This window comes from Rhizobium johnstonii 3841, assembly GCF_000009265.1.
Classification (GTDB): Bacteria; Pseudomonadota; Alphaproteobacteria; order Rhizobiales; family Rhizobiaceae; genus Rhizobium; species Rhizobium acaciae.
Genome location: NC_008380.1, coordinates 15,415 through 34,257, shown reverse-complemented (window position 1 = coordinate 34,257; position 18,843 = coordinate 15,415). Strand labels below are relative to the sequence as shown.

The 18,843-nt window shown below is 62.0% G+C and carries 13 protein-coding genes; 6 read left to right on the top strand and 7 right to left on the bottom strand.

Going from position 1 to position 18,843, the window contains the following annotated elements; genetic code table 11:
* Nucleotides 1-75: 75 nt before the first annotated feature.
* The 6 genes from RL_RS00150 to trxA all read left to right on the top strand — a co-directional run bounded on the left by RL_RS00150 (nucleotide 76) and on the right by trxA (nucleotide 12,055).
* Nucleotides 76-2,661 (top strand): sensor histidine kinase, encoded by a 2,586-nt coding sequence (locus RL_RS00150; protein ID WP_011649858.1) that lies wholly within the window; start codon nucleotides 76-78, stop codon nucleotides 2,659-2,661.
* Complete coding sequence (locus RL_RS00145) at nucleotides 2,658-4,175, top strand: bifunctional tRNA (adenosine(37)-N6)-threonylcarbamoyltransferase complex ATPase subunit type 1 TsaE/phosphotransferase (RefSeq protein WP_011649857.1); 1,518 nt, start codon at nucleotides 2,658-2,660, stop codon at nucleotides 4,173-4,175. The genes RL_RS00150 and RL_RS00145 overlap by 4 nt, the downstream gene beginning before the upstream one ends.
* 13 nt (nucleotides 4,176-4,188) lie before the next feature.
* Nucleotides 4,189-4,920: a nucleotidyltransferase family protein gene (locus RL_RS00140; protein WP_011649856.1), complete on the top strand. Its 732-nt coding sequence runs from the start codon at nucleotides 4,189-4,191 to the stop codon at nucleotides 4,918-4,920.
* A 3-nt stretch (nucleotides 4,921-4,923) separates the two neighbouring features.
* On the top strand, nucleotides 4,924-8,115 hold the full coding sequence (gene addB, locus RL_RS00135) for a double-strand break repair protein AddB (protein WP_011649855.1): 3,192 nt from the start codon (nucleotides 4,924-4,926) through the stop codon (nucleotides 8,113-8,115).
* Nucleotides 8,108-11,659, top strand: coding sequence for a double-strand break repair helicase AddA (addA, locus tag RL_RS00130; protein WP_011649854.1), 3,552 nt, complete (start codon nucleotides 8,108-8,110; stop codon nucleotides 11,657-11,659). The genes addB and addA overlap by 8 nt, the downstream gene beginning before the upstream one ends.
* A gap of 75 nt (nucleotides 11,660-11,734) precedes the next feature.
* Nucleotides 11,735-12,055 carry a thioredoxin gene (trxA, locus tag RL_RS00125; protein WP_003544118.1) on the top strand — a complete coding sequence of 107 codons (321 nt, stop codon included), beginning with the start codon at nucleotides 11,735-11,737 and terminating at the stop codon, nucleotides 12,053-12,055.
* A gap of 72 nt (nucleotides 12,056-12,127) precedes the next feature.
* Here trxA and RL_RS00120 read toward each other — a convergent pair whose 3' ends face one another.
* From RL_RS00120 to RL_RS00090, 7 genes are all read right to left on the bottom strand, one after another.
* On the bottom strand, nucleotides 12,128-13,480 hold the full coding sequence (locus RL_RS00120; protein ID WP_011649853.1) for a bifunctional folylpolyglutamate synthase/dihydrofolate synthase: 1,353 nt from the start codon (nucleotides 13,478-13,480) through the stop codon (nucleotides 12,128-12,130).
* 27 nt (nucleotides 13,481-13,507) lie between these two features.
* The gene (gene accD, locus RL_RS00115) at nucleotides 13,508-14,413 is read right to left on the bottom strand and encodes an acetyl-CoA carboxylase, carboxyltransferase subunit beta (protein WP_003544116.1); all 906 of its coding nucleotides are present in this window, start codon (nucleotides 14,411-14,413) and stop codon (nucleotides 13,508-13,510) included.
* A 141-nt stretch (nucleotides 14,414-14,554) separates the two neighbouring features.
* Nucleotides 14,555-15,394: a tryptophan synthase subunit alpha gene (gene trpA, locus RL_RS00110; RefSeq protein ID WP_011649852.1), complete on the bottom strand. Its 840-nt coding sequence runs from the start codon at nucleotides 15,392-15,394 to the stop codon at nucleotides 14,555-14,557.
* A gap of 3 nt (nucleotides 15,395-15,397) precedes the next feature.
* Complete coding sequence (gene trpB / locus RL_RS00105) at nucleotides 15,398-16,618, bottom strand: tryptophan synthase subunit beta (RefSeq protein ID WP_011649851.1); 1,221 nt, start codon at nucleotides 16,616-16,618, stop codon at nucleotides 15,398-15,400.
* Nucleotides 16,619-16,620: 2 nt separating this feature from the next.
* Nucleotides 16,621-17,289, bottom strand: coding sequence for a phosphoribosylanthranilate isomerase (locus RL_RS00100; RefSeq protein ID WP_011649850.1), 669 nt, complete (start codon nucleotides 17,287-17,289; stop codon nucleotides 16,621-16,623).
* 166 nt (nucleotides 17,290-17,455) lie between these two features.
* Nucleotides 17,456-18,214 carry a M48 family metallopeptidase gene (locus tag RL_RS00095; RefSeq protein WP_011649849.1) on the bottom strand — a complete coding sequence of 253 codons (759 nt, stop codon included), beginning with the start codon at nucleotides 18,212-18,214 and terminating at the stop codon, nucleotides 17,456-17,458.
* Nucleotides 18,215-18,321: 107 nt separating this feature from the next.
* Nucleotides 18,322-18,756 carry a DUF2852 domain-containing protein gene (locus tag RL_RS00090; protein WP_011649848.1) on the bottom strand — a complete coding sequence of 145 codons (435 nt, stop codon included), beginning with the start codon at nucleotides 18,754-18,756 and terminating at the stop codon, nucleotides 18,322-18,324.
* Between the last annotated feature and the right edge of the window lie 87 nt (nucleotides 18,757-18,843).

Genomic DNA, 18,843 nt, shown 5'->3' with positions numbered 1-18,843 from the left:
GACCCTGTCCGACCGCTGCGAAAATGGGATGTCTTGTCGTAATGCGGCACATTGAAGGACGGAGACATACCGCGGATGTCGGAACTGAAAAGCAGCCTGCCTGGTCAGGCGGATGATGGCGCTCGCGCCGATCGCCGCCCGCTTATGGCAGGCCAAGGATATAAATCTGCAACGGCGCACGAGGCCGCAAAGCAAGAGCACGGACCATTGGCGCGCTTCCTGAAAAGCTGCGCGGCCGGCACGGCGCTTGCCACGCTGGCGCGGCCGGCCCTGGCACAGGCGGAGCAGCAGGCGGCGGCCACGGCTCACCTCTTCACATCCTCGCAGGTCGTCGGTGTTTCCGTCGTCATCGGCGTCATATCGGCAGCACTGCTGTCGACGCTGTGGCTCGTGCGTCAGCGCGGCAACCTGGAAAACGAGAGCCGGGAAATCCGCTCGGCTCTCTCCGATGCCCAGCAGCGCATTTCGCAATACCAGGCTCTGATCGCCGACAAGAACCGGCGGATCGTCATCTGGGACGGCAATGCGCGCCCCGAACTGCTCGGCCAGCTTCCGCCCGAAACCGGCGCGCCGCAAGACGGCGAATTCCTGGCCTTCGGCCTGTGGCTGAAGTCACGTTCGGCTTCCGAGCTGGAAAAGGCGATCGACCGGCTGCGCGACGAGGCGCAGAGCTTCGACATGGTGGTCGAAACCATCCGCGACGAAATCCTCGAGGCGCAGGGCCGGGTTTCCGGCGGGCGTGCCTTCGTCCGTTTCGTGGCGCTCAACAATTTGCGCGCCGAACTCGCAGAGCTCAGGATCGAGCGCGACCGGCTGATGACCTCGATCTCCGCCTTCCAGACCATGCTCGACGCGATCGACATGCCGGCCTGGCAGCGCGATCCGGTGGGCCGTCTCACCTGGGTCAACCAGGCTTATGGCGAGGCGGTCGAAGCACGATCGCCGCAGCAGGCGATCAATGAAGGCCGCGAGATGCTGACGACCGTCGCGCGCGAACGCATTCGCGCCACGACGACGCCGGAATCGCCCTTCCACGACAAGATCTCGACGGTCGTGCGCGGCAATCGCACATTCTTCGACGTCGTCGACGTCAGGGTTCCCGGCGGCTCGGCCGGCATCGCGATCGATGTGTCCGACATAGAGGCAGTGCGCGCCGAGCTGGAACGGACGCTGAAGAGCCATGCCGAAACGCTCGACCATCTCGCCACGCCGGTTGCCATCTTCGACGGCGACCGCCGGCTGCAATTCTACAACCAGGCCTTCGTCGCGCTCTGGGAGCTGGATATCGCCTTCCTCGAAGGCCGACCTGATAATAGCGAGCTGCTCGAGCGGCTGCGGGCGGCCAAGAAGCTGCCGGACCAGCTCAACTGGAAAAGCTGGAAGGAAGCCGCGCTTTCCGTCTATCGCGCCCTCGACACGCAATCCGATCTCTGGCACCTGCCGAACGGGCAGACGTTGCGGGTCTTTGCGACCGCCCATCCGCAGGGCGGCGCCACCTGGGTATTCGAAAACCTGACCGAACAGGTCGATCTCGAAACGCGCTACAACACGCTGGTCAAGGTGCAGGGCGAAACGATCGACCATCTTTCCGAGGGTGTGGCGGTGTTCGGTCCTGATGGACGCATCCGCCTTTCCAACCCCGCCTTCCGCGCGCTCTGGGGGATCACCGAAACCGAAGCCAAGCCCGGCACCCATATCCGTGCGCTCGGCGAGGCCTGCACGCCGTCCTATGACCGGCCGGACGGCTGGAAGACCTTCGCGGAACTGATCACCAGCTTCGACGACGAACGCCGCTCGGGCCAGGGAACGCTGGAACTCTTCTCCGGCCTCGTGCTCGACTATGCCGTCATCCCGCTGCCGAACGCGCAGACCATGCTGACCTTCGTCAACATGACGGACAGCGTGCGTGCCGAGCGCGCGCTGACCGAGAAGAACGAAGCGTTGCGCAAGGCCGACGAGCTGAAGAACGACTTCGTCCAGCACGTTTCCTATGAACTGCGTTCGCCACTGACCAACATCATCGGCTTCACCGATCTCCTGCGCACGCCCGGCGTCGGGCCGCTTACCGAACGGCAGGCCGAATATATCGACCACATCTCGACCTCATCCTCGGTTCTCTTGACGCTCGTCAACGATATTCTCGACCTTGCGACCGTCGATGCCGGCATCATGCGCCTCAATTATGCGGATATCGATCTCAACGATCTGCTCGACGACGTCTCGATGCAAATCGCCGATCGCCTCCACGAAAGCGGTGTCGCGCTTGAAATCACCGCACCCGCCTATCTCGGCTCGATCGTTGCCGATCCGCAGCGGCTGAAGCAGATCCTTCTGAAGCTTCTGTCCAATGCGGCGAATTTCTCGCCCGAAGGCACCTCGATCTCGCTGGAATGCCATCGCGAAGGCACGGATTTCGTCTTCGCCGTCAGTGATCGCGGCCCCGGCATCTCGCCTGACATGATCGCGACCGTCTTCGACCGTTTTGCCACGGGAGCGAAGAGCGGCAAACGCGGCGGTGCCGGCCTCGGCCTCTCGATCGTCGACAGCTTCGTCAGTCTGCATCATGGCGATGTGACGATCGACAGCGAGCCGGGCAAGGGCACGACCGTCGTCTGCCGTATCCCCTCGGTCGATGTACCGCATTCCGCCGCTGCCGAATGACGACCGGCGATGCGATCTCACTTTTCCTGAAAGACGAGGCGGCTACCATCCGCCTCGGTGAAGACCTGGCGCTGGCCCTGAAAGCCGGCGATTGCCTTGCCCTTTCCGGCGATCTCGGCGCGGGGAAATCCTCTCTCGCCCGGGCGATCCTGCGCGCCATGGCCGATGACGAGGGGCTCGAGGTCCCGAGCCCGACCTTCACGCTGGTACAATCCTACGATCTGCGCATCGCCGTTTCGCATTTCGATCTCTACCGGCTCGGCGATCCGGCCGAACTGACGGAGCTTGGCTTCGACGAGGCCCTGCAGAATGGCATCTGTCTCGTCGAATGGCCGGAGATGGCGCAGAGCGAACTGCCCGCGGAGCGCATCGCGCTGACGCTGGCGCATGAAGGCAGCGGCCGCCGGGCAACAATCGAAGCCGCTGGCGCGCAAAATACACGCATCCGCCGTGTCCTGGCGATCCGCGACTTCCTCGATACCGCCGGTTACCCCGCAGCGAAACGCCGATTTCTGACCGGTGATGCCTCGCTACGCGCCTATGAGGCGATTTATCCGAAGGCCGAGAACCAGCGCATCATCCTGATGGACTGGCCGCCACTCGCCGAAGGCCCGCCGGTTCTGGATGGCAAACCCTATCCCAAAGTCGCGCATCTTGCCGAAAACGCCTATCCGTTCGTGGCGATCGCCGATGCGCTGCGCAAAGACGGCTTTGCGGCGCCCGAAGTCTACAAGGTGGATTATAACAAGGGTATCCTGCTGATCGAAGACCTCGGCAGCGAAGGCGTGCTGGATGCCCACGGGCAGCCGGTTATAGAACGCTATCGCGAAAGCGTTGCCTGCCTGGCCAGACTGCACGCCCTGAAATTTCCGCAGCACATCCCTGTTGGAAAGAGGCATGTCCATCATATTCCTGATTTCGACCGCACGGCGATGAAGATGGAGGTTCGGCTGGTGCTCGACTGGCACCTTCCCTGGAAGCGTCAGGGCGCCCCCGCAACGGAAGTCGAACGGACGGAATATCTGGCGATCTGGGATGCACTCATCGATGAGCTCGCAACGGCCGAGAAGAACCTGCTGCTGCGCGACTTCCATTCGCCGAATATCATCTGGCGCGAACGTGAAAGCGGTATTCGCAAGATCGGCCTGATCGACTTCCAGGACGCGATGATCGGCCCCACGGCTTATGACCTCGCCTCGATCGTCCAGGATGCCCGTGTAACGATCGAGCCGGGCCTCTTCCGGCAGCTGATGGATGATTATCTGGGGCTTCGCCGCGCACAGGGCAGTTTCGACGAAGACGGCTTCATGAGAGCCTGGGCAATCATGTCGGCGCAGCGCAATTGCAAGCTTGCTGGTCTTTGGGTGCGCCTATTGCAGCGCGACGGCAAGCCGGGCTATCTGAAACACATGCCGCGCACGCTTTCCTATCTGAACGTCGCGCTTGAGCATGAAACGCTTGCCCCCTTGCGCGATTGGTGCACAAGGGCTGGAATAGGCCAGAGCGAATCATAAGTTCCGGATCAGGATGACCATCAGACAAGCTATGGTACTGGCCGCGGGTCTCGGAACCCGCATGCGCCCGATCACCGATACGATCCCGAAGCCGCTGGTGAAGATCGACGGCAAGCCGATGATCGACTACGCACTGGATTCGCTGGTGGCGGCCGGTGTCGAACGGGCCGTCGTCAACGTCCACCACTTCGCCGATCAGATGCTCGACCATCTTGGGAAATATCACGGCCTCGATATCGTCATTTCCGACGAGCGGGACGCACTGATGAATTCTGGTGGCGGCTTGGCGAAGGGATTGAGGCTGCTTAACCGCGACAACATCTTCGTCATGAACGCCGATCTCTTCTGGATCGGCGAACAGCAGGGGCGGCCGACGAATCTTCAACGCTTAGCCGGATTCTTCAATGCCGAACGAATGGATATGGCGCTGCTTTGCGTTGGAATCGAGGATACGACGGGTCACAACGGCAAGAACGACTTCAGCCTCGCGGCCGATGGCCAGCTGACACGTTATCGCGACGATCCGTCCAATCCGGTCGTCTATGCCGGCGCGATCGTCATGAACCCGTCGCTGCTCGACGATGCACCGAAGGATGCCTTCAACCTCAATATCTATTTCGACAAGGCGATCGCGCGCGGACGGCTTTTCGGCATGGTACTCGAAGGCCATTGGCTGACTGTCGGAACGCCGGAGGCGATCGGCGAGGCGGAGGAAACGATCCGCAGGTTGCGGGCGTTTGCCTGAGCCATGGCAGAGCGGCAGCAGCCACGCATCCTGACAATCCCGGCGGGCCTCCCCTTCCTGAAAATGCTGGCGACGACGCTTTGCGATGGCCGACTGACGCCGCTTTTCCGGCACGAGGCCGATGATCCGCTGTCGCTCGCCAAGGTGACGATCTACCTGCCGACCCGGCGCGCTGTGCGTGTGCTGCGCTCGGAATTCGTCGATCTGCTCGGCGGCCGCTCGGCGATCCTGCCGGTCATCCGTCCACTCGGCGAAACCGACGATGACAGCGGCTATTTCGACGAGGTGCTGCCGGCAACGATCGATCTCGCCCAGCCGCTGTCGAATACCGCCCGTCTGCTGGAGTTGGCGCGCCTGATCCTCGCCTGGCGAAACAAGCTGCCGGAGATCGTCCGCCACATTCACTCGGACTCGCCGCTCGTCGCGCCGGCAAGCCCGGCGGATGCGATCTGGCTCGCTCGCAATCTTGCCGAGCTGATCGATTCCATCGAGACCGAGGATCTCGACTGGTCGGAACTGTCGAAACTCGATACCGGCGATTATGCCGCCTGGTGGCAGTTGACGGCGGAGTTCCTGCAGATCGCCAGCGCATTCTGGCCGCAGCGGCTGTCCGAACTTGGAAAATCCTCGCCGGCGCGGCACAGAAACGCCATTCTCCGGGCCGAGGCAAGCCGGCTTTCGGCAACGAAACCTGCGGGGCCGATCATCATCGCCGGTTCGACGGGTTCCGTTCCCGCCACCGCCGATCTCATTGCCGCCGTCGCCCATCTGCCGGAAGGCGTGATCGTGCTTCCGGGTCTCGATCTCTCCATGCCCGAAAGGCACTGGCAGATGGTCGCGCCGGAACCGGCGCCCGGCCAACACGCCAATCCCGCAAGCCGGAGCCATCCGCAATATGGTCTGTCGGTGCTGCTCAAGCGGCTGAAGCTGACACGCGCCGATGTCACGCTCCTCGACAGACCGGAGGCCGATCTTGAGCGGCGCGCCGAAATCCTGTCGCGGGCCCTTGCTCCGGCGGAGGCGACCAGCGACTGGGGGGCGTGGAAAAACGACCTGCCGGCCGGCGCGCTGACTTCGGCGTTCTCTGATATTTCGCTAATCGAAGCCGCCAATGAGCGCGAGGAAGCAACCGCAATTGCCATCGCGCTCCGGCTTGCGCTGGAAAGACCGGGACAGGATAGCGAGAGCCGGGCAGCACTCATCACTCCGGACCGCAATCTCGCTCGGCGGGTGATGGCCGAGCTTTCCCGCTTCGGCATCCTCGCCGACGATTCGGCGGGCACACCGCTTTCGGCCATGCCGCAGGGTACCTTGCTGCAATTGCTGCTGGAGGCAGCGCTGCGGCCGGGTGATCCGGTGGCGATCGTCTCGCTGCTCAAACACCCGCTTGCCCGCTTCGGCCTGGAACGCGGCGCATTGATTTCCGCTACCGAGGCGCTTGAACTGCTGGCACTGCGCGGTGGCGTGGCAGAGGTGGATATCAGCACGCTGGAACCGTTGCTCGCTCACCAACTTGCCGAACAGGCCCTGGACAGGCACGCGCCACAATGGCGAAAAGCGCTTTCGCCTGAGGCCGCCGACGCCGCATACGACCTTGCCCGCCGGGTCGCACAAGCGACCGAGCCGCTGGCTTCGGCGCTGATGCGGCATCGGCCGGAAGATCGTGGAAGAACAACGCGCTTCACATTGTCCGAATGGGCGGAGCGCACCGGCCGTTCGCTTGAAGCGGTCGCAGTCGATCCGCAAGGCAATCTCGCCGATCTCTGGTCGAACGAAGCGGGAGATGCCCTCGCCGCCCTGCTCGGTGAAGTGATCGATACGGACGGCCAGATGGAGGCCGACGGACCGCAATGGATCGACATCATGGCAGCCCTTGCCGCCGGTCATGCGGTGAAGCCACGGGCGCTCAGCCATCCGAGGCTCTTCATCTTCGGCACGTTGGAAGCCCGCCTGCAGAGCGTCGATACGTTGATCCTCGGTGGCCTGAACGAAGGCACCTGGCCGGGACAGACCGCCAACAATCCCTTCATTCCGCGAATGATGAAGACGGAAATCGGCCTCGAGCCGCCGGAGAGGCGCATCGGCCAGCTGGCACATGATTTCGAGATGGCAAACGGCACACGCCATCTGATCTATTCGCGCGCGCTGCGCCAGGGCTCGACGCCGACCGTCGCCTCGCGTTGGCTGCAGCGGCTGCTGGCGCTCGGCGGAGAAGCGTTCGAAGCGGAATTGAAGGGTCGCGGCAACCGGTTTCTCCAATGGGCCGCTCTCATCGATCGGGGCGAGGCCCAAGCGCCGGCGCAGCGACCCTCGCCGAAACCGCCGCTGGCGCTGCAGCCGAAATCCTATTCCTTCAGCGAAGTCGGCCGGCTGCGCCGAGATCCCTATGCCATCTATGCCCGTCGCATCCTGCGGCTCGACCCCGTCGACCCGTTCAATCGCGATCCGGGTGCGGCCGAACGCGGAACGCTCTACCACAAGATCATCGACCGTTTTATCCGCGAAGCCCATATCGCCGGCACACCGGATGCGGCAGCGGCGATGGAGCACGTCCTTTCCGAGCTTTTCGACATGGAAAAGTTGCCGCCGCATATCGATGCCGTGTGGCGGCCGCGCTTTCGCGCGGTGGCCCGCGCCTTCCTCGAATGGGAGGCTGGACGCCGGCATGGCATCTTGAAAACGCTGACGGAGGTGCGGGGCGGCATGGAGCTGGAGCCGATCAATATCCGGCTCACCGGCGTCGCAGACCGGATCGACATAACAGGACCACACTCGGCCGACATCATCGACTACAAGACCGGCTACAATCCCTCGCCGGCGCAGGCACGCGTGCTTCTCGATCCGCAGCTTGCGCTTGAAGCGGCGGCCCTGAGCGCCGGCGCTTTTCGCGATGCCGGCAGCCTCGTGCCGCAGGAGCTTCTCTATGTGCGTCTGCGTCCGGGAAGCCGCTTTCAAGTCGATACCGTCAACAACGAGAGCTCGGCGCGCAGCGACAAGGCGAAATCGGCGATGGATCTCGCCGCCGAATCGATCGACCAGTTGGTTAAATTCGTGGGGTTGCTGCAATCCAGCGAAAGAGGCTTTACCTCGCGCCTGATCCCGGCCCAGCAATTCGATTTCGGCGGCGACTATGATCATCTCGCCCGCGTCTCCGAATGGTCGACGGCCGAAACCGAAGAGAGCGGCGATGAGTGATGTGACCGCCCTTCCCAACGATGACGATCCGGGCGCCTGGATCGGCTGGACGACGATCCAGCAGGCGATTGCCTCCGATCCGCTGCGTTCAGCATGGGTCTCGGCCAATGCCGGTTCCGGCAAGACGCATGTGCTGACACAGCGCGTCATCCGGCTGCTGCTATCAGGTGCGCGGCCTTCCGCCATTTTATGCCTCACCTACACCAAGGCCGCGGCGTCGGAAATGTCGAACCGCGTCTTCGAACGGCTGGCGGAATGGGTGGTGCTTGACGATGAGGACCTCAGCCGGCGCATCACGCAGATCGAAGGCATGGCTCCCGACGGACTGAAGCTTGCCGAGGCTCGCCGGCTGTTTGCCAAGGCGCTGGAAACACCAGGCGGACTGAAGATCCAGACGATCCATGCCTTTTGCGAGGCACTGCTGCATCAGTTCCCGCTGGAAGCCAACGTTGCCGGGCATTTCTCGGTTCTCGACGATCGCGCGGCGGTGGCGCTGCTTTCCGATGCGCGCCGGGCGCTGTTGACGGCAACCGCACCTGACGAGGACAGCGCTCTTGCCGAGGCATTCGCCTACGTGCTCAATCTCGGCGACGAATCCGGACTGGAGAACCTGCTCGGCGACATCGTCGCCAACCGCAACGCCATTCGTCGTTTCACGGCGGCGGCCGAACAGCAGGGCGGCGTGGAAATGGTCCTGCGCAAAAGGCTCGGCCTTGCCGTCGGCGACACGGAAGACAGGATCGAGGCACAATATTGGCCTTTGCCGGAGCTTTCGGGCAGCGTGTTAGAGCTTTATCTCTCGCTTGCCGACCAGAAGGGCGGTGCGAAGGCGCAGGAGGTTGCCTATGGCCTCAGGCTCGCCGGGCGGGAGCGCGATGACGCAAGGCGCGCGCAATTTCTCGAGAAAATCTTTCTGACCGTGAAGGGCGAGCCCAAGGCGGACTCGCAATTCTTCGTCAAGGCCATGCTTGCCGAGGCACCGCAGCTGGCGGAGGCCATCGCCATTGCCCGCGCGCATGTCGCAGCAAGCCGCGACCGGCTGAAACTGATGCGGATGTACGGCGCCACGCATGCGGCGCTCGTGCTCGCCGATCGGCTGAATCACGACTATGAGGAGTTGAAGAAGCAGCGCAGCCAGCTCGATTTCGAGGACCTGATCACCCGCACCGCCGACCTCCTGACCAAAAGTGGCGTCGGTCCCTGGATCCACTACAAGCTCGATCGGGGCATCGACCATATCCTCGTCGACGAGGCGCAGGATACCAGCCCGATCCAGTGGAGCGTCATCCAGTCGCTCGCCGAAGATTTCTTCTCCGGCGAAAGCGCCCGGCCGATCGTGCGCACGTTGTTTGCCGTCGGCGACGAAAAGCAGTCGATCTATTCCTTCCAGGGGGCGCGGCCCGAGCGTTTTTCCGAGGAGAGCGACCGGACGCGGCGGCGCGTTTCCGATAGCGGGCAGAGTTTTTCCTCCGTGCGGCTGCCGCTGTCGTTCCGCTCGACCGCCGACGTGCTCGAGGCGGTCGACCACATTTTCAAGACACCCGAGAACGCGCGCGGCCTCAGCGCGCTCGGCGAACCGGTCGTGCATCGTTCCAGCCGCATCGGGCATCCCGGCGCCGTCGATCTCTGGGAGATGATTGCGCCGGAAGCGGTGGTGAAGGAGGAGGACTGGACGGCGCCCTTCGATGCGACGCCGGAAAGCGCGCCGGCCGCAATCCTCGCGCGGCGGATCGCCCATTCGATCGGCACGCTCGTCGGCCGCGAAACGATCGTCGACAAAGGCAAGGAGCGCCTGATCGAGGCCGGCGACATTCTGGTGCTGGTGCGCAAGCGCGACGCCTTCGTCAATGCGTTGACGCGGGCGTTGAAGCGCCGCGGCGATATTCCCGTCGCCGGTGCGGACAGGCTGGTGCTGACCAGCCATATCGCCGTGCAGGATCTGCTGGCGCTCGGCCGTTTCCTGCTTCTGCCGGAAGACGATCTTTCGCTCGCCGCCGTGCTCAAGAGCCCGCTTTTCGATCTCTCGGAGGACGACATCTTTGCGATCGCCGCGTTGCGCGGCGACAATGAAAGCTTCTGGAGCCATCTCCGAAGCTTCGCCGCCGACGGCACCGAACTTTTCCGCGCTGCCGTCGAGCGGCTGGAGCTATTTCTCCGGCAGTCCAGGAGCCTGTCGGTTCACGATTTCTATGCACGCGTGCTGGGTAGCTATGGCGGGCGGCGGCAATTCCTTGCCCGTCTCGGCACCGAGGTCAGCGATATCCTCGACGAATTCCTGACCTTCACGCTCGACCATGAGAGCTCCGGCCTTCCCGGTCTGCAATCCTTCATCTCGACGCTGGAACTCGAAGCCCCGGTAATGAAGCGCGAGCAGGACAAGGGGCGCAACGAGGTACGGATCATGACGGTGCATGCCTCCAAGGGTCTTGAAGCACCGATCGTTTTTCTCGTCGACGGCGGTTCGAAGGCCTTCACCCATACGCATCTGCCGAAGCTTCGCCTGATCGAGACCCGCCCCGACGAGCCGCCGATGCCCGTCTGGGTTCCTGTCTCCGATCTCGCCAATTCGCTGACCCAGGACGATGCCGCACGTATCCAGATGCTGGCGGAAGAGGAATATCGCCGGTTGCTCTATGTCGCCATGACGCGTGCCGCCGACCGGCTGGTCGTCTGCGGCTATCGTGGCGTGCGTGTGAACAACGACACCTGGCATATGATGATTTCAACGGCACTGCACGACGACCATCCGCATGTGGAGGCGACCACATTCTCCGGTTCCGATGGGGAATGGCCGGGCATCAAATGGCGCGTGCCGCGGGTGGAACGAAGCTTTGAGCGTATCGATCGCAGCCAAGAGCGCGGCAGTGAGGAGACCTTGCCCGACGGCCTGTTGCGGCCATTGCCGCCGCAGGCTGAGCTGCCCCGGCCGCTCAGCCCCTCCGGCGCCGGGACGATTATCGATGAAGACGAGGGCGGCCTGCTGGTCGTCTCGCCGCTGTTCGGCGAGAAGGAGCACAGCGATCGTTCGCTGGAGAAAGGCAGGCTGATCCATCGCATGCTGCAGGCGCTTCCCGAAATTCCGCTTGCCGAGCGACCTGATGCGGCGAGCCGCTATGCCGAACGGGCGGCTCGATTCTGGCCGGAAGTCGAGCGGCGCAAGCTTGTCGATTCGGTTCTGAAACTATTGGACGAGGAAGGTCTGCAGGCTGTTCTCGGTGCACAGGCCCAGCCCGAGGTCTCGATCATGGGAACATTGACGCTCGAAGATCGGCGCTATGCCGTCTCCGGCCGCATCGACCGGCTTGCCGTCCTTGCCGATCGCGTCGTCATTCTCGACTACAAGACCAATCGGGTGCCGCCGGCAACAGAGGAGGCCATCCCCTTCGCGCACCGGGCGCAGCTGGCGATCTATCGCGAGATCCTGACGCCGCTCTATCCTGATAAGCTTATCGATTGCATGCTTGTCTATACCGAGAACGCTTCGCTCTACACGCTGAGCGAAAAGGCGCTCGGTTTGGCGCTTGCAGCGGTCAAGACAAAGTGAAATACCGGACATTGAAAATTCGGCACCGCACCATCACATGTGGTTCAACACCCAATTCCGTTAAAGGAGCAGCCCATGGCTACCGTGAAAGTCGATATCAATAACTTCCAGTCGGAAGTTCTGGAATCCGCAGAACCCGTCGTCGTCGATTTCTGGGCCGAATGGTGCGGCCCGTGCAAGATGATTGCTCCGAGCCTCGAAGAAATCGCCGTCGAGATGGAAGGCAAGGTCAAGGTCGCCAAGCTGAATATCGATGAGAATCCGGAACTCGCCGCACAGTTTGGTGTGCGCTCCATTCCGACCCTTGCAATCTTCAAGGGCGGCGAAGTTGCCGATATCTCGGTCGGCGCAAAGCCGAAGACGGCTCTTTCGAACTGGATTTCGAGCGCTGCCTGATTGATATCGACGGATTTATATCACATTGACGAAAAAGCCCGGCTCGACCGGGCTTTTTTCATTTCGCAGCCTTCATTTCGGGGGCGTGCCGTTGTCGGCGAGCACGTCGCCGACGAGATAGAGAGAGCCGCCGACCAGGATGCGCGGCGGCAATGCCTCCGGATCGGCGACGGCTTTTATCGCTTCCAGCGCATCGCCGACGGTCGACATCGGTTCGGCAACCAAACCGGCATCATAAGCGGCATTCGACAATATCACCGGGTCAATCATCGCTTCGCTGCCGCGGATCGGCACGCAGAAAACCTTCTCGACCAGACCGGCAAAGGCCTTGAAATAACCGACCGGATCCTTGGTGTTGATCATGCCGATAATCAGGAAAAGCGGCCGAGACTGGCGCTCCTCAAAATTGGCCATGGCTTCGGCGATCACTTCGCCGGCACCGGGATTATGCCCGCCATCGATCCAGATCTCGGCGCCGGCGGGCGCATGCGACAGCAGCCGGCCCTCGCTCAGACGCTGTAGGCGGCCCGGCCATTCGACCGAACTCATCGCCTTTTCCATCATCGTCTCGGTGACGGTGAAACCCGCCGCCTTGACGGCACGAATGGCGGCGGCGGCATTGGCATATTGATGCCGGCCGGGAAGGCGCGGCAGCGGCAGGTCGGCAAGGCCGAATTCGTCCTGGTAGACGAGGCGGCCATATTCCTCATGCGCCATGAAATCCTGCCCGAAAACGGCGCTCGGGCAATGCAGCCGTTCGGCCGTCGACATCAGCACGTCGAGTGCTGCGTCATATTCCTGATGACCGATGACAACGGGAAATCCCGGCTTCATGATGCCGGCCTTTTCGGCCGCGATTAGCTCGACCCTGTCGCCAAGATAGGGCTGGTGATCCAGCGAAATCGGCATGATCACCGAGACGGCCGGATCTGAAATGACATTGGTGGCGTCGAACCGGCCGCCGAGACCGACTTCGATGATCGCGGCATCGGCCGGATGTTCGGAAAACAGGATGAAGGTGACCGCCGTCAGGATTTCGAAGACGGTGATGTGCTGTCCTGCATTGGCATCGGCCACACGACGCACGGCCTCGGCAAAGACGGCGTCGTCGACAAGCTGTCCGCGTCCGCCCTTGACGCCGATGCGATAACGCTCGTGCCAATTGACCAGATGCGGCGAGGTGTGGACATGGGCGCTGTAGCCGCCGGCTTCGAGCAGGGCGCGGCAAAAGGCGGTGACCGACCCCTTGCCATTGGTGCCGGCGACATGGATCACGGGCGGCAGTTTCCTGTGCGGATTGCCGAGCACATCGAGAAGACGAGTGATGCGATCGAGAGACAGATCAAAACCCTTGGGATGCAATCCCATGAGCTTGTCGATCTCCTGTGCTGCCTCGCTCACCGCGGTTTGGCCTCTGGGTATCAATTCGGCACCCCGCCTGCTTGTCGGTTATCAGGCGCTCGCCGCCAGAGCGATCGCGCCGCCATTCATGTCGTTTGCCGCCGATACCGGCTTCTTCGTCAGGATCTTCAAGAGGCGCGCCAGCGTTTCGGGAATATCGTGACGTTTGACGACCATATCGACCATACCATGTTCCAGCAGGTATTCGGCGGTCTGGAAGCCTTCGGGCAGTTTTTCACGCAGAGTCTGTTCGATCACGCGCTTGCCGGCAAAGCCGATTTCGGCGCCGGGCTCGGCCAGATGAATATCGCCAAGCATGGCATAGGAGGCCGTGACGCCACCGGTCGTCGGATTGGTCAGCACGACGATATAGGGCTGGCCGGATTCTTTCAGCATGTCGACGGCAACCGTCGTGCGCGGCAGCTGCATCAGCGACAGGATGCCTTCCTGCATGCGCGCACCGCCGGAAGCGGGGAACATCACCAACGGGCACTTTTCAGCCGTCGCGCGCTCGAAAGCCTTGACGATCGCCTCGCCGGCGGCCATGCCGAGCGAACCGCCGATAAAGTTGAATTCGTGCACAACGGCCACCAGTTTCAGTCCCTGCACCTTTCCGACACCGGCGAGGATCGTATCCTCCTGTTCGGTCTTCAGGCGGCTGTCGCGCAAGCGATCGCTATATTTCTTCGAATCGCGGAACTTCAGCGGGTCCTGCGCGACCTTCGGCTGCGGCAGCGATTCAAACTCGCCATTGTCGAAAAGATCGGCCAGGCGCGCCTTGGCCGGCATCTTCATGTGATAACCGGACGCCGGAATGACCCATTTGTTACCTTCCAGGTCCTTGTGGAAGACCATCTCGCCCGTTTCCGGGCACTTGATCCAGAGGTTCTCCGGCACTTCGCGACGGCCCAGCATGGAATTGATCCGCGGGCGAACGTAGTTGGTGATCCAGTTCAACTCGAATACTCCTGATAGTCTAAAGCGCGTCGCGATCTTTCAGATTCGCTGCCACGCTTTAGGTCCTAGTTTCCCGCATGTCGTTGCCGCAAAACCGCTGCACACTTTTGCGCGACATGCTTTATTGCCAATGTGGGCAAACTATTCGGCAGCAACAAGGCGCGCCGAACGTGTTCCTGTGGAAAGGCCGCGCACCAGCGTGGCAACCGCCTGAACGGTGTCGGCCGTTGCCTTTCCGTCATGCGTCAAGCTGGTCGCGACCTGATTGACGATCGCGGTGCCGACGACGACGCCGTCGGCCGAACCGCCGATGACTTTTGCGTGTTCCGCCGTCTTGACGCCGAAGCCGACGCAGACGGGCAGCTTGGTGTGCTGCTTGATGCGCTCGACCGCGCCCGAAACCAACGACGGATCAGGCAGCGCCGAACCGGTGATGCCGTTCATCGAGACGTAGTAGACGAAGCCTGAGGTGTTCTTCAGGACTTTCGGCAGGCGCTTCTCATCCGTCGTCGGCGTCGCCAACCGAATGAAATTGATGCCTTTGCGGATCGCCGGAATGCAGAGCTCGTCATCCATCTCGGGTGGCAGGTCGACAACGATCAGGCCGTCGATGCCGGCTAAGAGCGCGTCGTCGAGGAATTTCTCGACGCCGTAAATATAGATCGGGTTGTAGTAACCCATCATCACGATCGGCGTCGCATCGTTGGTCTTGCGGAAATCGGCCGCCAGCTGCAGCGTCTTCTTCAGCGTCTGGCCGCCTTTCAGCGCGCGCTGGCCGGCCAGCTGGATCGCCGGGCCGTCGGCCATCGGATCGGAAAAGGGCATGCCGAGCTCGATGATGTCGGAGCCTGCCTCCGGCAGCGCCTTCATGATGCCGAGCGAGGTGTCGTAGTCGGGATCGCCGCCCATGAAATAGGTCACAAGCGCCGGACGGCCCTCGGCCTTCAGCTCGGCAAAGCGTTTGTCCATGCGTGCGGTCATGTCTTACAGTCCCATTCCCAGAATCTTGCCGACGGTGAAGATATCCTTGTCGCCGCGGCCGGAGAGGTTCATCAGGATGATCTCGTCCTTGCCCATCGTCGGTGCGCGTTTAATCACCTCGGCAATCGCATGCGAGGGCTCGAGCGCCGGGATGATGCCTTCGAGGCGGGTCAGGGTCTGGAAAGCCTCAAGCGCTTCGTGATCCATGATCGGCACATAGTCGACGCGGCCGGTATCATTCAGCCAGGAATGTTCGGGGCCGATGCCGGGATAATCGAGACCGGCCGAAATCGAATGGCCTTCCTTGATCTGACCGTCACTATCCTGCAGCAGGTAGGTGCGGTTGCCGTGCAGCACGCCCGGCGAACCGGCAGTGATCGAGGCGCAATGTTCGTCGCCCTGCAGACCCTTGCCGCCGGCTTCGACGCCGACGATCTTGACAGAGGGATCATCCAGGAAAGGATGGAAAATGCCGATGGCGTTCGAGCCGCCGCCGACGGCAGCGATGACGAGATCCGGAAGACGGCCTTCGGCTGCCAGCATCTGCTCTTTCGCTTCGATGCCGATCACCGACTGGAAATCGCGGACCATCTCCGGATAGGGATGCGGACCGGCTGCCGTTCCGATCAGGTAATAGGTATCCTCGACATTGGTGACCCAGTCGCGAAGCGCCTCGTTCATGGCGTCCTTCAGCGTGCCGCTGCCTGCCGTGACCGGCTTGACTTCCGCGCCGAGCAGCTTCATGCGGAAAACATTCGGTGCCTGACGCTCGACGTCGGTGGCGCCCATATAGACGACGCAGGGAAGGCCAAAGCGGGCGGCAACGGTCGCGGAGGCGACGCCGTGCTGGCCAGCACCGGTTTCGGCGATGATGCGGGTCTTGCCCATGCGCTTGGCGAGCAGGATCTGGCCGATGCAGTTGTTGATCTTGTGCGAGCCGGTATGGTTCAGCTCTTCGCGCTTGAAATAGATCTTGGCGCCGCCGAGTTCGGCTGTCAGCCGCTCGGCGAAATAGAGCGGGCTCGGGCGGCCGATATAATGGGCGCCGAGATGTTTCAATTCGGCCTGGAATGCCGGATCGTTCTTTGCCCTGTTCCACTCGTCCTGCAGGTCGAGGATCAGCGGCATCAGCGTTTCGGCCACGAAACGACCGCCATAAATGCCGAAACGGCCATCTTCATCGGGGCCGGAACGGAAGGAATTCGGTTTAGGCGTCTCGTTCACTCTCAACTCCCTGAGGCCATCATCGGCGCATTCGCCTTTTCGACCGCGTCAAAAAATTCATCGATCTTCGCGACGCTCTTCACGCCAGGCGCAGTTTCGACTCCCGAGGAGACGTCGATACCCGGTGCCTTGGTGACGAAAAGCGCCTCGGCGACATTGTCCTTGTTCAGCCCGCCGGAAAGCATGTAGTCGACGCTGCCGTCAAGCCAGCTGAGAAGGCTCCAATCGAAGGAAATACCGTTGCCGCCAGGCAGTTCCGAACCCTTCGGCGCTTTGGCGTCGAAGAGGAAACGGTCGGCGATGCCGATATAGGCCTCGACGCGCTTCAGGTCGTCTGCCGTGCGTACCGAAAAGACCTTCATCACGGGCAGACCATAGAGCGCCTTTATGGTCAGTACATGTTCGGGGCTCTCATTGCCGTGAAGCTGGAGCATATCCGGCTTCAACAACGACACGATCTCGTCGAGTTCGTCATTGGTCGGATCGACGACGACAGCGACGATTTTCGCCTTGCCACGCGCAGGTTCGGCCAGTTTTGCCGCCAGGTCCGGCTCGATATAACGCGGGCTCTTTTCGAAGAAGATAAAACCGATATGGGTCGCACCGCGCTTCAGCGCGCGATCGACAGCCTCAGGCGTCTTCAAACCACAGATCTTGATATCCGGTCTCATGGCAGCGAAGTGACACGAAATGCGGAAAGAGTCGAGCCAATTTGCGACGGACACTGAATTTAGCGCGGCTCTCGGCCAGAGCGCCGCGCGTCCAAAGGACGCTCTATCACTTTAAATCTGCGCATAATCCTTTCCGAAAAACCGATTCGATTTTCGAGGTTATGCGCTAGTCGAAATCGATGGCATGCAACTGGCTGCCATGCCGCTTGAGCCAGGACTTCGCCTCCTCCATGCCGGGGCAAAGCTTACGACAGAGGGCCCAGAAGTGCGGACCGTGGTTCATTTCCTTGAGGTGGGCGACCTCATGGGCGGCGAGATAATCGATCACCGAAGGCGGCGCCATGACGATACGCCAGGAAAAGCTCAGATTTCCCTCCGACGAACACGAGCCCCAGCGGCTACGAGTATCCTTCATCGAGATCGAGCGGATCGGCGCCCGGATCGTTGCGGCATGCATCGTCGCCAGTCTTGCGAGATCGGCGCGCGCCTCTTTCTTGAGAAAGGCCGCAATGCGTCGTCCGACATGTTCCGGCATGCCACTGACGCGCAGCACCGGCCTGCCGTCTATGGAAACCGCCTCCGTCAGCCCGCGCAAGCTGCCGCTATGCTGGATACGATGGGAAACGCCGCGAAGGAGGATTTCGCCGCCGTCACGCAGGCCGGTATCGGTCGAAAACTTGGCAAGCTTGGTGAGCAGCCAGCCCTGGTGACGATCGAGGAAGGCATTGACCTCACGCGCCGCAAGGCCTTTCGGCACCGTCATCTTCAAGGCGCGGCCACCCGGTTCGATGCGCAGCGTGATGCGTGTCGCCCGGTCATGCTGCTTGATCGTCAGCGGCATGAGCCGGCCAGCGACATCGAGCGTCCGCATTTCGGGCGGAGCCGGCTTTCGCGCCTTCGACCTTGTTTTCAGAAGCGAGAACATGCGTGTTTTCTATACGATTCGCCGGCAAATCTAAATGATCGCCGGAAGGGCAGACATGGAAAAACCGGCATCGGGAGATGCCGGTCATCATTTCATGGTCCAGGCGTTTACGGCGTCTGATATTCAGCGACCGGGCCGTTGTCATCGCGCTTGGCGTTTCTGCGGTCGCGCATGAAGCGGTCGAACTCTTCCTGATCCTTGGCGCGGCGGAGCTCGCGCAGATAGGAGTCGAATTCCTCGCGCATTTCGTCAAGCTTGCGGCGCTCTTCCTCCATCCGGTCGAGTTCGGCCTTACGCCAGTCGTCAAAGGCGACGTTTCCGGTCGAGAAGTGCGGGCGGTGACGGCCATGCGGGCGGCGGCAGGAGGCAAAGAAGCCATCGGTCGCCTCGTTGACGTCACGCTTGAAGCCGCGCAGACGGTCGCCGAAGATGATGTAGGCAAGCATGGCAAGACCCAGAGGCCAGAAAACCATGAAGCCGAGAATCATCAGGGCAATGGTAGCCGGAGTCCAATCCGGTCGAAGCAATGCTGACTGGTTCATCGTGCGGGTATCCCTCGCTTTCCGCGCCCGGCAGGATACCGAACGCTGAAATCGATGTGGTTACCGCAAGAACCGCCTTCAAGACGA

Coding starts and splice junctions, on each gene's coding strand:
- RL_RS00140 (WP_011649856.1), top strand. CDS start 4,189: ATGACCATCAGACAAGCTATGGTACTGGCCGCGGGTCTCGGAACCCGC.
- RL_RS00145 (WP_011649857.1), top strand. CDS start 2,658: ATGACGACCGGCGATGCGATCTCACTTTTCCTGAAAGACGAGGCGGCT.
- RL_RS00100 (WP_011649850.1), bottom strand. CDS start 17,289: ATGAGACCGGATATCAAGATCTGTGGTTTGAAGACGCCTGAGGCTGTC.
- RL_RS00095 (WP_011649849.1), bottom strand. CDS start 18,214: ATGTTCTCGCTTCTGAAAACAAGGTCGAAGGCGCGAAAGCCGGCTCCG.
- RL_RS00150 (WP_011649858.1), top strand. CDS start 76: ATGTCGGAACTGAAAAGCAGCCTGCCTGGTCAGGCGGATGATGGCGCT.
- addA (WP_011649854.1), top strand. CDS start 8,108: ATGAGTGATGTGACCGCCCTTCCCAACGATGACGATCCGGGCGCCTGG.
- trpA (WP_011649852.1), bottom strand. CDS start 15,394: ATGACCGCACGCATGGACAAACGCTTTGCCGAGCTGAAGGCCGAGGGC.
- trxA (WP_003544118.1), top strand. CDS start 11,735: ATGGCTACCGTGAAAGTCGATATCAATAACTTCCAGTCGGAAGTTCTG.
- addB (WP_011649855.1), top strand. CDS start 4,924: ATGGCAGAGCGGCAGCAGCCACGCATCCTGACAATCCCGGCGGGCCTC.
- RL_RS00090 (WP_011649848.1), bottom strand. CDS start 18,756: ATGAACCAGTCAGCATTGCTTCGACCGGATTGGACTCCGGCTACCATT.